25 protein-coding genes and 1 pseudogene are annotated in these 13,429 nt (G+C 35.7%); all 26 read right to left on the bottom strand.

Annotated features, from left to right (window positions below; genetic code table 11):
- Window position 1: 1 nt before the first annotated feature.
- Window positions 2–754: a tRNA pseudouridine(38-40) synthase TruA gene (gene truA, locus RWO76_RS04305; protein WP_314354473.1), complete on the bottom strand. Its 753-nt coding sequence runs from the start codon at window positions 752–754 to the stop codon at window positions 2–4.
- A 107-nt stretch (window positions 755–861) separates the two neighbouring features.
- The gene (locus RWO76_RS04310; protein WP_314354474.1) at window positions 862–1,257 is read right to left on the bottom strand and encodes a hypothetical protein; all 396 of its coding nucleotides are present in this window, start codon (window positions 1,255–1,257) and stop codon (window positions 862–864) included.
- Entirely contained in the window at window positions 1,257–2,057 is an 801-nt protein-coding gene (locus RWO76_RS04315) for an energy-coupling factor transporter transmembrane protein EcfT (RefSeq protein WP_314354475.1), read from the bottom strand. Before RWO76_RS04315 ends, RWO76_RS04310 begins: the two co-directional genes overlap by 1 nt.
- On the bottom strand, window positions 2,058–2,918 hold the full coding sequence (locus tag RWO76_RS04320) for an energy-coupling factor ABC transporter ATP-binding protein (protein ID WP_314354480.1): 861 nt from the start codon (window positions 2,916–2,918) through the stop codon (window positions 2,058–2,060).
- A complete protein-coding gene (locus RWO76_RS04325) occupies window positions 2,894–3,745 on the bottom strand; it encodes an energy-coupling factor ABC transporter ATP-binding protein (protein ID WP_314354476.1) in 852 nt (283 codons plus the stop codon). The genes RWO76_RS04320 and RWO76_RS04325 overlap by 25 nt, the downstream gene beginning before the upstream one ends.
- 238 nt (window positions 3,746–3,983) lie before the next feature.
- On the bottom strand, window positions 3,984–4,364 hold the full coding sequence (gene rplQ, locus RWO76_RS04330) for a 50S ribosomal protein L17 (protein ID WP_006703294.1): 381 nt from the start codon (window positions 4,362–4,364) through the stop codon (window positions 3,984–3,986).
- A 32-nt stretch (window positions 4,365–4,396) separates the two neighbouring features.
- Window positions 4,397–5,341, bottom strand: coding sequence for a DNA-directed RNA polymerase subunit alpha (locus RWO76_RS04335; RefSeq protein ID WP_006703293.1), 945 nt, complete (start codon window positions 5,339–5,341; stop codon window positions 4,397–4,399).
- A gap of 70 nt (window positions 5,342–5,411) precedes the next feature.
- Window positions 5,412–5,798 carry a 30S ribosomal protein S11 gene (gene rpsK / locus RWO76_RS04340; RefSeq protein ID WP_005607440.1) on the bottom strand — a complete coding sequence of 129 codons (387 nt, stop codon included), beginning with the start codon at window positions 5,796–5,798 and terminating at the stop codon, window positions 5,412–5,414.
- 27 nt (window positions 5,799–5,825) lie between these two features.
- Complete coding sequence (rpsM, locus tag RWO76_RS04345; protein WP_006703292.1) at window positions 5,826–6,191, bottom strand: 30S ribosomal protein S13; 366 nt, start codon at window positions 6,189–6,191, stop codon at window positions 5,826–5,828.
- Window positions 6,192–6,214: 23 nt separating this feature from the next.
- A complete protein-coding gene (gene rpmJ / locus RWO76_RS04350) occupies window positions 6,215–6,328 on the bottom strand; it encodes a 50S ribosomal protein L36 (RefSeq protein WP_005607444.1) in 114 nt (37 codons plus the stop codon).
- A gap of 35 nt (window positions 6,329–6,363) precedes the next feature.
- Window positions 6,364–6,582 carry a translation initiation factor IF-1 gene (gene infA / locus RWO76_RS04355; protein ID WP_005607446.1) on the bottom strand — a complete coding sequence of 73 codons (219 nt, stop codon included), beginning with the start codon at window positions 6,580–6,582 and terminating at the stop codon, window positions 6,364–6,366.
- Between the two features lie 112 nt (window positions 6,583–6,694).
- The gene (locus RWO76_RS04360) at window positions 6,695–7,354 is read right to left on the bottom strand and encodes an adenylate kinase (RefSeq protein WP_314255789.1); all 660 of its coding nucleotides are present in this window, start codon (window positions 7,352–7,354) and stop codon (window positions 6,695–6,697) included.
- A gap of 68 nt (window positions 7,355–7,422) precedes the next feature.
- Window positions 7,423–8,721, bottom strand: a complete 1,299-nt coding sequence (gene secY / locus RWO76_RS04365; RefSeq protein WP_314354477.1) for a preprotein translocase subunit SecY — start codon at window positions 8,719–8,721, stop codon at window positions 7,423–7,425.
- The gene (rplO, locus tag RWO76_RS04370) at window positions 8,721–9,161 is read right to left on the bottom strand and encodes a 50S ribosomal protein L15 (RefSeq protein WP_006703289.1); all 441 of its coding nucleotides are present in this window, start codon (window positions 9,159–9,161) and stop codon (window positions 8,721–8,723) included. The genes secY and rplO overlap by 1 nt, the downstream gene beginning before the upstream one ends.
- A 32-nt stretch (window positions 9,162–9,193) precedes the next feature.
- A complete protein-coding gene (gene rpmD / locus RWO76_RS04375) occupies window positions 9,194–9,373 on the bottom strand; it encodes a 50S ribosomal protein L30 (protein ID WP_006703288.1) in 180 nt (59 codons plus the stop codon).
- Between the two features lie 13 nt (window positions 9,374–9,386).
- Window positions 9,387–9,887 (bottom strand): 30S ribosomal protein S5, encoded by a 501-nt coding sequence (gene rpsE, locus RWO76_RS04380; RefSeq protein ID WP_006703287.1) that lies wholly within the window; start codon window positions 9,885–9,887, stop codon window positions 9,387–9,389.
- A gap of 21 nt (window positions 9,888–9,908) precedes the next feature.
- A complete protein-coding gene (gene rplR / locus RWO76_RS04385; RefSeq protein ID WP_040507629.1) occupies window positions 9,909–10,274 on the bottom strand; it encodes a 50S ribosomal protein L18 in 366 nt (121 codons plus the stop codon).
- Window positions 10,275–10,333: 59 nt separating this feature from the next.
- Window positions 10,334–10,870: a 50S ribosomal protein L6 gene (gene rplF / locus RWO76_RS04390; RefSeq protein ID WP_314354478.1), complete on the bottom strand. Its 537-nt coding sequence runs from the start codon at window positions 10,868–10,870 to the stop codon at window positions 10,334–10,336.
- Between the two features lie 26 nt (window positions 10,871–10,896).
- Entirely contained in the window at window positions 10,897–11,295 is a 399-nt protein-coding gene (gene rpsH / locus RWO76_RS04395; RefSeq protein WP_006703284.1) for a 30S ribosomal protein S8, read from the bottom strand.
- A 32-nt stretch (window positions 11,296–11,327) separates the two neighbouring features.
- Window positions 11,328–11,513, bottom strand: a complete 186-nt coding sequence (locus RWO76_RS04400) for a type Z 30S ribosomal protein S14 (RefSeq protein WP_005607459.1) — start codon at window positions 11,511–11,513, stop codon at window positions 11,328–11,330.
- A gap of 26 nt (window positions 11,514–11,539) precedes the next feature.
- Entirely contained in the window at window positions 11,540–12,079 is a 540-nt protein-coding gene (gene rplE / locus RWO76_RS04405) for a 50S ribosomal protein L5 (protein ID WP_314354479.1), read from the bottom strand.
- 24 nt (window positions 12,080–12,103) lie between these two features.
- The gene (rplX, locus tag RWO76_RS04410) at window positions 12,104–12,415 is read right to left on the bottom strand and encodes a 50S ribosomal protein L24 (protein ID WP_006703282.1); all 312 of its coding nucleotides are present in this window, start codon (window positions 12,413–12,415) and stop codon (window positions 12,104–12,106) included.
- 30 nt (window positions 12,416–12,445) lie between these two features.
- Window positions 12,446–12,814, bottom strand: coding sequence for a 50S ribosomal protein L14 (rplN, locus tag RWO76_RS04415; RefSeq protein ID WP_005607465.1), 369 nt, complete (start codon window positions 12,812–12,814; stop codon window positions 12,446–12,448).
- 38 nt (window positions 12,815–12,852) lie between these two features.
- A complete protein-coding gene (rpsQ, locus tag RWO76_RS04420) occupies window positions 12,853–13,119 on the bottom strand; it encodes a 30S ribosomal protein S17 (RefSeq protein ID WP_006703281.1) in 267 nt (88 codons plus the stop codon).
- 24 nt (window positions 13,120–13,143) lie between these two features.
- Entirely contained in the window at window positions 13,144–13,350 is a 207-nt protein-coding gene (gene rpmC / locus RWO76_RS04425; RefSeq protein ID WP_006703280.1) for a 50S ribosomal protein L29, read from the bottom strand.
- Window positions 13,340–13,429, bottom strand: a pseudogene (locus RWO76_RS04430) (50S ribosomal protein L16); the annotation flags it as partial. The gene rpmC and the pseudogene RWO76_RS04430, both read right to left, overlap by 11 nt.

The raw sequence follows: 13,429 nt of genomic DNA on the forward strand, positions 1-13,429 counted from the left end.
ATTATTCCTTTTCTTCATAGAAAACTTCATCCAAATACAAGCCTTGGGGAGGAGCGGTTGGGCCTGCTTTTTGTCTATCCCTTGCTTCTAAAATCTCTTTCATATCTGAGATAGGTCGTAACCCATCCCCTATTTGAAGACTCGTCCCCACTAATATACGAATCATATTGTATAAAAATCCATTTCCTTCAAAAGTAAAAACTAATTCACCATCTTGCTCTACTACTTCTGCTTTCGTAACAGTTCTAACCTTTGATTCCTTATCCGTCTTTGTAGAACAAAAACTTGTAAAGTCATATTCTCCGATAACAGCTTGTAAAGCTTCATTCATCTGATTCACATTCACTCGATAAGGATGGTGAAGAGTATATAAACGATTAAATGGATTGACGAATTTTTGAATATTTACGCGGTATATATATCGTTTCCCCGTCACACTATATCTTGCATGAAATTCATCACTAACTGCCATCACTTCTCTTGCACAAATATCATCCGGTAATAAACTATTTAATGCTCTTTGTAAATTTTCTTCTTCAATTTTTGTCGGATAATCAAAATGTATCACTTGTCCATTCGCATGTACACCTGAATCTGTTCTACCAGAACCACAAACCGGAATATACAATCCCTTTGTCATTTTTCTCAGTGCTTTATTTAATTCTGCTTGAATACTGTTGCCATTTTCTTGCACTTGAAACCCTACATAATTCGTTCCATCATAACTTAAAATGACTTTATAACGAAATCCCACTCGATTTCCTCCTTCATAATTCATTCGTCTTATTGTACCATATTCCTGTTCAAAAAGTGGAAAAGACTTTCCCATAGTTAGAAAATCATTCTACTACGGGAAAGTCTTTAATTTAATTGTTGTTTGATTAATCGGACAACTACCGATTTTAGCGCATCTAAATGTTTAGAAATATCTTGTACATTTTTATAAATCATAAAATCTACAACAGCATTATCTAGCCACAAATCAAAAATATAATCCCAAGTGGTATTAGAAATATGTAAATTTGAATGTGCTAATAAATAAGGATACTCTCTTTGAAGTGTTCTAACTCCACGTTGAATTTCTGCTAGATCTTTATTCAGTAATGAAATTTGTCTTCTCTTAAAAAAATTTAAAATAAGACTATCACTAAAAAAATCAAAAATCATCCATGATTTTAATTTTTTCATTCGTGTTTCAGCATGATAGATTTTTCTTAATATATATCTTAATAGTGTTAAATCCTGCTCCATACTCATTATTGTCCTCTAAAAACAACTAAAGCAATGGTTAAAACAACAAGTGTAAGAGCTGTTACTCCATCTTTCTTGCCATATGTTAACACACGATATTTTGTTCTACCAGTTCCACCTTGATATCCTCTAGCTTCCATTGCAGTCGCTAATTCTTCTGCACGATTAAATGAACTAACAAATAAAGGAATTAAAATCGGAATAATAGCTTTCATTTGTTCAAATAAATTACCTTCTCCAAAATCTACACCACGAGCTCTTTGTGCATTCATAATCTTTTGAGCTTCATCCATTAATGTTGGAACAAAACGTAAAGCAATCGATAGCATTAAAGCAATCTCATGAACAGGAACACCAATTTTTCCTAAAGGTTTCATAATAGACTCCATCGCATCTGCAATTTGCAAAGGAGGTGTTGTTAAAGTCATCAATGTAGAAATAAAAATAATCAATACAAAGCGTAAGAAAATATAGACTGCATTAATGACACCAAATGAAGTAACTTTAATGAAGCTCCATTCAAAATAAACATCCCCACCAGATGTAAACAACATTTGCAATACAACGGTAAATAAAATAACCCACAATAGTGGTTTCACACCATTCCAAAAGAACTTCATTGGAATTTTAGAAGCTAATAAAGCTACCAATGTGAAAATCGCTAAAATTAAATAAGTTAACCAATTATTTGCAAGGAAAATAATAATAATAAATACAAATGTAGAAATAAATTTGGTGCGAGGATCCAATTGATGAACAAAAGAGTCCCCTTGTAAATAGCGTCCTAATAACAATTTATCTAACATTTATTCATTCACCCCACGTTCTTCTAAGATAGCATCCGCTAACTCATCTAAAGTTAAAGGCATTTTATCAGTAGACCAACCTTTTTCTTTTAATTTTTCAACAAAAGCTAAAGTCGTTGGCACTCCTAATTGTTTTTCTAATAACCAAGAAGAATCTGAGAAAACTTCTTTAGGTGAACCTTCTTTTACAACATTTCCAGCTTCAATCACAATTACATGATCAGCATAATCACTGACATCATTCATTTGATGTGTCACTAAAACGATGGTCATATTTTGTTCTTTATTTAATTTATAAAACATCTCCATCATTTCTAAACGACCTTTTGGATCAAGACCAGCTGTCGGTTCATCTAATACTAACACTTCTGGTTTCATCGCTAATACACCTGCAATAGCAACACGTCTCATTTGCCCACCCGATAAATCAAATGGTGATTTTTTTAAAACTTCTTCAGGTAATCCTACCGTTTTAACGACTTCAGCAGCGATTTTTAATGCTTCTTCTTCACTAACTCCAAAGTTTTTTGGACCAAAAGCAATATCTTTTTCTACAGTTTCTTCAAACAATTGTGCTTCTGGAAATTGAAAAACAATCCCTACTTTTTTACGCAAAGGTTTTAAATCTTTATTTCCAGTAGTTGAATCAATCGTTTTATCCCCTAATTCAACAAGACCTTCCGTTGGTTTTAATAAAGCATTTAAATGTTGAAGAATCGTGGATTTTCCTGAACCAGTATGACCAATAATAGCTACATAAGAACCATCTTTAACTGAAAATGTCACATCATGTAATGCTCTCATTTCAAAAGGAGTACCCGCTTGATATGCGAATCCTACTTGTTTAAAACGGATGTCCATAGCCATTCCACCAACCCTTCTTCATCTAAATACTCATTTGGAACATTCATCCCTTTATCTTTTAAAACAGCTTTTAATTTTTCAGAGAAAGGAACATCTAACCCTTTATCTACTAATGCTGTTCCCATTTCAAAAATTTCTGAAGGCTTTCCAATACGATTCACTTTTCCACCTTCCATTAATAAAACACGATCCGCTTGTGCTGCCTCATCTAAATCATGAGTAATTGAAATAACTGTAATTCCCTTATCTTTATGAAGTTGTTGAATCGTTGAAATTACTTCAAATCTCCCTTGTGGATCTAACATGGAAGTAGCTTCATCTAATATGACTACCTTTGGTGCTAATGCAATCATGCCAGCAATCGCAACTCGTTGTTTTTGACCACCAGATAAACGAGCTGGTTCTTTTTCTTTAAACTTTGTCATACGAACCATCTCTAAAGAAGCATTGATTTTTTGAACCATCTCGTCACGTGGCATCCCAATATTTTCTAATCCAAAAGCAATATCATCTTCTACAGTTGTTCCAACAAATTGATTATCTGGATTTTGAAATACCATTCCTACTTTACGTCGTGCCTCATAAACCGTTTCTTCTGTTAATAATTGACCGTCGATATAAATTTCTCCACTTGAAGCTTCTAATAAGCCATTCATCATTTTTGCAAGTGTAGACTTTCCTGAGCCATTATGCCCAATAATAGCTAACCATTCTCCCTCATAAACGTCTAATGATACATCAGATAATGCTTCTCTCGTATCTTGATCCTGATAATTAAAATGAATATTTTTAATTGAAATAACTGGTTGAGTCAATTCCTTCACCTCTTAACCTTTTATAATATGTATAAAAAACAAAATATGTATATAAACAAAAAAAGACACCTTCATGATGAAGTGCCTTCCCGCCAACGCTGGCGGGGAGACAGCGAGCTAGACTAAATAATCATGAGAAAGAATAAGGCTACTTTACAGTAGCCTCAGACTTCTCATCTCACAACCGCAAGATGATTATTACCATCATGACGCTCATTTCAACCATCGAAAAGTGTTTGTTTATTTATTAAACTAATTCAATGATAACCATTGGTGCAGCATCGCCACGACGAGGTTCAGTTTTAAGAATACGAGTGTATCCACCTTGACGTTCGCTGTAACGTGATGCTAAACCATTGAATAATTTTTGTAATGCAGTTTCAACAACGATTCCTTCGCCTTCTTCACGTACATCTGCTACCTCGTTACGAACATATGCAGCTGCTTGACGACGAGCATGTAAATCTCCACGTTTACCTAAAGTAATCATTTTCTCAACAGTTGAGCGAATTTCTTTAGCACGAGCTTCAGTTGTAACGATGCGTTCGTTAATAATTAAGTCAGTTGTCAAGTCACGTAATAACGCTTTACGTTGTGAACTTGTACGTCCTAATTTACGATAAGCCATTTTTTAATATTCCTCCTTCTTAAGAGTTTCTATTAGTCTTCACGACGTAAATCTAAATTTAATTCGATTAATTTGTGTTTAACTTCTTCAAGCGATTTACGACCTAAGTTACGAACTTTGATCATTTCTGCTTCAGATTTATTTGTTAACTCTTGTACAGTATTAATTCCCGCACGTTTTAAGCAGTTATAAGAACGAACTGATAAGTCCAATTCTTCAATAGTCATTTCAAGCATTTTCTCTTTTTGAGTTTCTTCTTTTTCGACCATAATTTCTACTTGGCGAGTTTCATCTGTTAAATTAACAAAAATATTTAAGTGCTCAGTTAAAATACGAGCTGCTAAACTAATTGCTTCTTCTGGAGAGATTGAACCATCTGTCCATACATCAAGCGTTAATTTATCATAAATATTTTTTTGACCAATACGAGTATTTTCGACTTGGTAATTCACTTTACTAATCGGAGTATAAATAGAATCAATTGGGATAACACCAATTGGCATATTATCAGATTTATTATAGTCAGCACGAACATAACCACGACCATTTTTAGCGTTCATACGAACATGGAAGCGATGACCTTCAGCTACTGTACAAATATATAAATCAGGGTTAAGGATTTCGATATCACTATCATGTTTAATATCTCCAGCTGTAACTACAGCAGGACCAACGATATCGATTTCTAACACCTTATCATCTTCGCTAAAAGATTTTAATGCAATTTTTTTAATATTTAAAATGATTGCAGCAACATCTTCTACCACGCCATCTATTGTTGAAAATTCATGTAACACGCCATCCATTTGGATATCTGTTACTGCAGTACCAGGGAGTGACGATAATAGAATACGGCGTAATGAGTTCCCTAATGTAGTACCATAACCGCGTTCAAGTGGCTCAACAACGAATTTACCAAATTTAGCATCTTCGCTGATCTCAATCGTTTCAATTTTTGGTTTTTCAATTTCGATCATTATTTTTTACCCCTTTCAAAACGTACGTACAATGTGCGATTGTCCAACAAAATTCAACAATAACAATCCATTACACACGACGGCGTTTTGGAGGACGACATCCATTATGAGGGATTGGTGTTACGTCACGAATTGCTGTAACTTCTAAACCAGTAGCTTGTAATGAACGAATTGCAGCTTCACGACCTGAACCAGGACCTTTAACTGAAACTTCAACTGTTTTCATACCATGCTCCATTGAACCTTTCGCAGCAGATTCAGCAGCCATTTGAGCAGCAAATGGTGTTGATTTTTTAGAACCTTTAAATCCTAAAGCACCTGCAGAAGACCATGAAACAGCATTACCATGTACATCTGTAATCATAACAATTGTATTATTAAATGTTGAACGGATGTGAGCTACACCAGATTCAATATTCTTTTTCACGCGGCGTTTGCGTACAACTTTCTTTGCCATGAAGAATTAACCTCCTTCTTCTCTAAATTATTTTTTCTTACCTGCAATAGCCTTAGCTGGGCCTTTACGAGTACGAGCATTGTTTTTAGTATTTTGACCACGAACTGGTAAACCACGACGATGGCGAACACCACGATAAGAACCAATTTCCATCAAACGTTTGATGTTTAAGTTCACTTCACGACGTAAGTCACCTTCAATTTTTAGTTTATCCACTTCTGCACGGATACGGTCTAATTCATCATTTGATAAATCACGAACACGAGTATCTTCACTTACATTAGCAGCAGCTAACACTTGTTTAGAAGTCGTAACACCGATACCGTAGATATAGGTTAAAGAAATAACAACACGTTTTTCACGTGGAATATCCACACCTGCAATACGAGCCATACTTTTAAGTACCTCCTTATAAATTATCCTTGACGTTGTTTATGTTTGGGATTTTGACAAATCACCATAACTTTACCATTGCGTTTAATTACTTTACATTTTTCGCAAATTGGTTTTACTGATGCTCTAACTTTCATTTAAGTTCCCTCCTTTATATCATTAACGGAGTCCATTATTTAAAGCGATATGTGATTCTTCCGCGCGTTAAATCGTAAGGTGATAATTCAACCGTTACTTTATCGCCCGGTAAAATCTTAATATAGTGCATCCGGATTTTTCCAGATACATGCGCTAAAACCTCATGACCATTTTCAAGTTCGACCTTGAACATCGCATTTGGTAATGTTTCATTAACAATACCTTCAATTTCAATTACGTCTTCCTTTGCCATGCTTCATCCTCCTCACTTTTAAAAAGTTGTTACGGATTTTACTGACGGACTTCTACCGTTATCTAACTTTCTAATTATACCATTTCAGCTACAATAAATGCAAGATAACAGGTTAAGCTTGGTGCGGTTCGCCCATAATTGATTGAATTGTGTTAAACAAATGATCAATCCCGCTTTCACCATCTACATTATGTAAAACTTCTTTTGCATTGTAGTAGTTTAAGATTGGTTTTGATTGTTCAATATTAATTTGAATACGATTTTCAACAGTTTCAGGTTTGTCATCTTCACGTTGGTAGAAATCGTGTCCTCCACAACGATCACATGTTCCTTCTACTTTAGTTGGTTTATTGATTTTGTGATAAGTAGCTCCACAGTTTCTGCAAATGAAACGTCCAGTTAGACGTTGCATTAAAATTTCTGGATTTACATCAATATTGATAACAGCATCAATTTTACGACCTAATTCATCCATAATTTTATCAAGTGCTTCAGCTTGAGCTTGAGTTCTTGGAAAACCATCCAATAAAAATCCGTTTTTAGTATCGTCTGCTTGTAAACGTTCCTTAACAATTCCATTTGTTACTTCATCAGGAACTAATTCACCTTTATCCATGAAAGATTTAGCTTTTAGTCCTAATTCTGTTCCTTGTTGCATTGCTGCACGGAACATATCGCCAGTTGAAATATGTGGAATGTTATAAGTAGCAACAATTTTTTCTGCTTGAGTTCCTTTACCTGCTCCAGGTAAGCCCATTAAAATAATATTCATAATATCTCCTTTACATTGTAGATGAAGAAAAGACAAAACATTATAAAATATTTTGTCAATCTTCCTCATTACTCTTGGATAAACCCTTTATATTTACGTTTAATTGCTCGGCCTTCAATTTGACGGCTAATTTCAAGTGCAACCCCAACTACGATTAGTAAGTTAGTTCCACCTAACATTAAACCACGTGGTAAATTCCACAAAGCTGCAGCAATCATAGGTAATAATGAAATACCACCTAAGTAAAGTGCTCCGACTGTACTTAATCTTAGAAGCATACCAGAAATATAATGTTCTGTATCTTTACCCGGTCTTACACTTAAGATGTAACCACCTTGTTTTTGTAAGTTTTCAGCAACCTTTTCGGGGTTTACTTGAACAAATGCATAGAAGTAAGTAAATACTACTATTAAAAAGATATATAAACTTGCACCTGCTGGTTTTTGGTAATCAAATATATTTGTTGCAACTTGATACCAACTTTCCTCACTGTATTGGCCATGAACAGCACTTAGTACAGTTTGAGGTAATGCTATAAACGAACTTGCAAAAATTACAGGAATTACCCCTGCAGAGTTAATTTTCAATGGTAACCATGAAGCTTCGTTTGCTCCTGTTGGACGTTTAGAGTATGAAATTGGTAAACGACGTTGCGCTTGCTCAATATATACAACTAACATTACAACAAGTATAATGGCAACTGCTAACGCAGCTGTAAATCCATAAGCACGATATAACTCTTCATCAGCTTTTCCTTGTAATTGATTAACATAAAATTCATAAATATCATGTGGCATACGAGCTACAATCCCTGCAAAGATGATAATGGAAACCCCATTACTAATCCCATTTACAGTAATCATATCTCCTAGCCATGTAACAAACATTGTTCCTGCAGTTAACACTAATGCAATTAATAAGTATGTTGAAATACCAGGATTGTTAATTAATCCATAGTTTGCATAAGCGTTGAAACCAAATGAAATCGCAAATGCTTGGAAGAATCCAATTACGATTGTTAAATAACGAGTAGCGGTATTTAATTTACGTCGACCAACTTCCCCTTGTTTTGACCATTCTACGAATGTAGGAAGAATATCCATTTGTAATAATTGAACTACGATTGACGCAGTGATGTAAGGCGAAACTCCCATCGAAAAGATTGAGAAGTTCGATAGCGCCCCACCACTAAATGTATTTAAAATACCAAAGAAACCCGCATTTGCAAATGTTACAATAGCTGAAGCATTAACACCAGGAACTGTAATATGCGTACCAATTCTAAATACTACTAATATCATTAGTGTATATAAAAGACGTTGTCTAATATCCTTGGTTGTGATCGCATTTTTCAGTAGAGAGAACATTAAATCACCTCTACAGTTCCACCTGCAGCTTCAATTGCTTCTTTTGCTGCTTGAGAGAATTTATTTGCTTTAACAGTTAACTTACGTTCAAGTTTTCCGTTTGCTAATACTTTGATACCGTCTTTCTCGTTTTTAACGATACCAGCCTCAACTAGTACAGCTGCAGTCACTTCTTGACCATCTTCGAAACGGTTTAATGTTTCAAGATTTACGACTGCGTATTCTTTACGATTGATATTTTGGAAACCACGTTTTGGTAAACGACGGAACAATGGAGTTTGTCCACCTTCGAATCCTAATCTAACGCCACCGCCTGAACGAGCTTTTTGACCTTTGCTACCGCGTCCTGCAGTTTTTCCGTTTCCTGAACCTTGACCTCTACCAACACGGTTACGTTCTTTACGTGAACCTTCAGCTGGTTGTAATTCATGAAGTTTCATGTTTCGGGCACCTCCTCTTATAAGTTGATTAATTAAACTTCCTCAACATCCACTAGATGTGATACTGTGTTAACCATGCCTTTGATAGCATCGTTAGCTGGTTTTACAACTGTTGAACGAATTTTTGTTAAGCCTAATGCTTTACAAGTATCAATTTGGTTTTGAGGACGTCCAATCAAGCTTTTCTTTAAAGTGATCTTTAATTCTGCCATTTTCTATGTCCTCCTATCCTAATAATTCTTCAACTGATTTGCCACGTAATGCAGCAACATCTTCAACACGTTTTAATTGTTTCAAACCTTCGATTGTAGCACGAACCATGTTTACAGGTGTGTTTGAACCTAAAGATTTTGAAGTTACGTCAGCGATACCTGCTAATTCAACAACGGCACGAACTGGTCCACCTGCAGCAACTCCTGAACCGGCTTGAGCTGGTTTTAATAACACATTACCACCGCAGAAACGTCCGATAACTTCGTGAGGAATTGTAGAACCACTTGTTGGTACTTCAATTAAGTTTTTCTTAGCATCTTCGATTGCTTTACGGATAGCTTCTGGTACTTCTTGAGCTTTACCAGTACCGAAACCAACATGTCCATTACGGTCACCTACAACAACTAAAGCAGCAAAACGTAAACGACGTCCACCTTTTACAACTTTTGTAACGCGGTTAATCGCAACTACACGATCTTCTAATTCTAAGTTTCTTGCATCAATATTAACCATGAATTGTGGGTCCTCCTTTTCCTAGAATACTAGTCCATTTTCACGTGCTGCTTCAGCTAAAGCTTTTACACGTCCATGGTATAAGTATCCACCACGGTCAAAGACTACTTTCTTAATATTTTTTTCAAGTCCACGTTCTGCAATTAATTTACCAACTGCAACAGCTTCCTCTGTTTTTGTTCCATTTTCTACATTTGTATCTAAAGTAGAGGCACTTGCTAGCGTCACACCCGCTACGTCATCAATTAGTTGAGCGTAGATGTTTTTGTTAGAACGAAAAACGTTCAAGCGTGGGCACTCAGCAGTACCAGAAATTTTGCGACGAACACGTGCGTGACGGTTTTGACGCACTTTATTTTTGTCTGGTTTTGTAATCACAATTTTCACCTCTTATAATATATTTTTATGCGACTAATAGCGCAACAAAAGGTAAATAATTACGAAAATTATTTACCTGTTTTACCTTCTTTACGACGTACAAATTCATTAACGTAACGAATACCTTTACCTTTATATGGTTCTGGTGGACGTACGCCACGAATATTAGCAGCTAATTCGCCAACTTTTTGTTTGTCATAACCTTTTACGATAACTTTAGTATTTGAAGGAACTTCGATTTCAATTCCTTCTTCCGGTGTGAATTCCACTGGATGAGAATATCCAACGTTTAATACAAGTTTTTTACCTTGTAATTGAGCACGATACCCAACCCCGATTAATTCCAATTCTCTTTGGAATCCTTCAGTAACACCAACAACCATGTTGTTGAATACTGCGCGAGTTGTTCCGTGGATTGTTTTGTTTTCTTTTGTGTCATCTGGACGAGTGAAAACAACTTCACCTTCGTTTTGAACTAATGTGATATTTTGGTTGAATGTATATGATAATTCACCTTTTGGACCTTTAACAGTTACTGTATTGTCCTTTAAGTCGATTGTTACACCTGCTGGGATAACAACTGGTTTATTTCCGATACGGCTCACTTGGCTGCACCTCCTTGTTTTCTAGATTACCAAACGTATGCTAGAACTTCTCCACCTACGTTTTTAGCTCTTGCTTCTTTGTCTGTAATAACACCTTCAGATGTTGATACGATAGCGATACCTAAACCGTTTAATACTTTAGGAACTTCGCCTGTTTTAGCGTACACACGTAAACCAGGTTTAGAAATACGTTTCAATCCTGTGATTACACGTTCGTTATTTTTTCCATATTTCAAGAATACTTTCATGACACCTTGCTTACCATCTTCTTCAACTGTGAAGTCTTTGATAAATCCTTCAGATTTTAAAATGTTAGCAATAGCCACTTTCATATTTGATGACGGAACTTCTAAAGATTCGTGACGAACCATGTTCGCATTACGAATACGAGTTAAGAAATCCGCGATTGGATCTGTCATAACCATTAATGAGTACCTCCTTTATCAAGTAGTAATGATTACCAACTTGCTTTCTTCATTCCTGGGATTTGCCCTTTATAGGCAAGCTCACGTAAACAAATACGGCAAAGTTTGAATTTACGATAAACTGAATGTGGTCGACCACAACGTTCACAACGAGTATATTCTTGTGTTGAATATTTTTTTGGACGTTTGTTCTTTGCGATCATTGATTTTTTAGCCAAACTACTCGCCTCCTGTGAGTTTTATTTTATTTTTGGAAAGGCATTCCAAGTTGAGTTAATAATTCTTTAGCTTCTTCGTCTGATTTAGCAGTAGTTACGATAACGATATCCATACCACGTACTTTGTCTACGCGATCGTAGTCAATTTCAGGGAAGATTAATTGTTCTTTCACACCTAAAGTGTAGTTTCCGCGTCCGTCAAATGATTTTTTAGAGATTCCACGGAAGTCACGTACACGAGGTAATGAAACTGTTACTAATTTATCTAAGAAATCATACATACGTTCACCACGTAAAGTAACTTTAGTACCGATAGGCATACCTTCACGTAAACGGAAACCAGCGATTGATTTTTTAGCTGTAGTAACAATTGGTTTTTGACCAGAAATTAATGTTAATTCTTCAACTGCTTTTTCTAAGTTTTTAGCGTTTGATGTTGCATCACCAACACCCATGTTGATAACGATTTTTTCTACTTTAGGTACTTCCATAATTGATTTGTAGTTAAACTTTTCCATTAAAGAAGCTACCACTTCGTTTTTGTATTTTGCATTTAAGCGATTCATGCAGGATGGTCCTCCTTCCTAAAATTACTTATCTAGTACTTCGCCTGTGCGTTTAGACACGCGAACTTTTTTACCATTTTCAACCTTGTAGCTAACTCGTGTAGCTGCACCTGTTGAAGGGTCAATTAGCATTACGTTTGAAACATGAATTGGTGCTTCCATTTCAACTACGCCGCCTGTTTGGTTAGCTTGAGATGGTTTTTGATGTTTCTTAACAATGTTCACACCTTCAACAAGAACTCGGTTTTGTTTTGGAAAACTTTTTAGGATTACTCCTTCTTTTCCTTTGTATTTACCTGAGATTACTTTAACTTTATCACCAGTTTTTACGTGCATGTGTTACACCTCCTTCGATTTTGATGAGAATTATAATACTTCTGGAGCTAATGAAACGATCTTCATATAGTTGTTATCACGTAATTCACGTGCAACTGGTCCAAAGATACGTGTTCCACGAGGGCTCTTGTCATCACGAATGATTACACATGCGTTTTCGTCGAATTTAATATAAGAACCGTCTTTACGACGAGCTCCTGATTTCGTACGAACGATTACAGCTTTAACAACGTCACCTTTTTTAACAACCCCACCTGGTGTTGCTTGTTTAACAGATGCAACGATTACGTCACCGATGTTAGCTGTTTTGCGGCCAGATCCGCCTAGAACTCTAATTGTCAATACTTCACGAGCGCCTGAGTTGTCAGCCACTTTTAAACGAGTTTCTGTTTGAATCACTATTGGTTCCTCCTTTCAAATGTATACACAATTTGAAATTAAATAATTACTGCTTCTTCAACAATCTCAACTAAACGGAAACGTTTTGTTGCTGACAATGGACGAGTTTCCATGATCTTAACAATATCACCGATTTTAGCTGAGTTATTTTCATCATGAGCTACAAATTTTTTCGTATATTTAACGCGTTTTCCGTAAGTTTTGTGACGTTTGTAAGTTTCAATAGCAACTACAATAGTCTTTTCCATCTTATCTGAAACAACGCGACCTTGATACACTTTACGTTGGTTACGTTCTACAGTCATGTTCATTGCCTCCTTTGCTGATGATTATTTTTGCAATTCTTCTTGACGCAATGCAGTCTTGATACGCGCAATTTGTTTACGTACTTCACGAATGCGTGCTGTACCTTCTAATTGACCAGTAGCAAGTTGGAATCGTAAGTTGAATAGTTCTTGCTTTAATTCTTTTTCTTTTTCAACAAGTTCAGCAGTGGATAACCCTTTAAGTTCTTTTCTAAGTGCATTAACCTTCATTCGATTCACCACCATTTTCTTCGCGTTTCACAAATTTTGTTTTAACTGGCAATTTGTGTGATGCCAAACGTAAAGCTTC

It is taken from the genome of uncultured Granulicatella sp. (assembly GCF_963521425.1).
GTDB lineage: Bacteria > Bacillota > Bacilli > Lactobacillales > Aerococcaceae > Granulicatella.

Bases quoted from the DNA above. Each gene is read 5' to 3' on its own strand.
- rplX (WP_006703282.1), bottom strand. From the start codon at position 12,415: ATGCACGTAAAAACTGGTGATAAAGTTAAAGTAATCTCAGGTAAATAC.
- RWO76_RS04335 (WP_006703293.1), bottom strand. From the start codon at position 5,341: ATGATCGAAATTGAAAAACCAAAAATTGAAACGATTGAGATCAGCGAA.
- RWO76_RS04315 (WP_314354475.1), bottom strand. From the start codon at position 2,057: ATGTTAGATAAATTGTTATTAGGACGCTATTTACAAGGGGACTCTTTT.
- rpmJ (WP_005607444.1), bottom strand. From the start codon at position 6,328: ATGAAAGTTAGAGCATCAGTAAAACCAATTTGCGAAAAATGTAAAGTA.
- rplE (WP_314354479.1), bottom strand. From the start codon at position 12,079: ATGAATCGCTTAAATGCAAAATACAAAAACGAAGTGGTAGCTTCTTTA.
- RWO76_RS04360 (WP_314255789.1), bottom strand. From the start codon at position 7,354: ATGAATATTATTTTAATGGGCTTACCTGGAGCAGGTAAAGGAACTCAA.
- secY (WP_314354477.1), bottom strand. From the start codon at position 8,721: ATGTTCTCTCTACTGAAAAATGCGATCACAACCAAGGATATTAGACAA.
- rpmD (WP_006703288.1), bottom strand. From the start codon at position 9,373: ATGGCAGAATTAAAGATCACTTTAAAGAAAAGCTTGATTGGACGTCCT.
- RWO76_RS04320 (WP_314354480.1), bottom strand. From the start codon at position 2,918: ATGGACATCCGTTTTAAACAAGTAGGATTCGCATATCAAGCGGGTACT.
- rpsE (WP_006703287.1), bottom strand. From the start codon at position 9,887: ATGGTTAATATTGATGCAAGAAACTTAGAATTAGAAGATCGTGTAGTT.
- rplQ (WP_006703294.1), bottom strand. From the start codon at position 4,364: ATGGCTTATCGTAAATTAGGACGTACAAGTTCACAACGTAAAGCGTTA.
- infA (WP_005607446.1), bottom strand. From the start codon at position 6,582: ATGGCAAAGGAAGACGTAATTGAAATTGAAGGTATTGTTAATGAAACA.
- rpsQ (WP_006703281.1), bottom strand. From the start codon at position 13,119: ATGACTGTAGAACGTAACCAACGTAAAGTGTATCAAGGTCGCGTTGTT.
- rpmC (WP_006703280.1), bottom strand. From the start codon at position 13,350: ATGAAGGTTAATGCACTTAGAAAAGAACTTAAAGGGTTATCCACTGCT.
- rpsM (WP_006703292.1), bottom strand. From the start codon at position 6,191: ATGGCTCGTATTGCAGGTGTGGATATTCCACGTGAAAAACGTGTTGTT.
- rplO (WP_006703289.1), bottom strand. From the start codon at position 9,161: ATGAAACTTCATGAATTACAACCAGCTGAAGGTTCACGTAAAGAACGT.
- rpsH (WP_006703284.1), bottom strand. From the start codon at position 11,295: ATGGTTATGACAGATCCAATCGCGGATTTCTTAACTCGTATTCGTAAT.
- rpsK (WP_005607440.1), bottom strand. From the start codon at position 5,798: ATGGCAAAGAAAGTTGTACGCAAACGCCGCGTGAAAAAGAATATTGAA.
- RWO76_RS04310 (WP_314354474.1), bottom strand. From the start codon at position 1,257: ATGAGTATGGAGCAGGATTTAACACTATTAAGATATATATTAAGAAAA.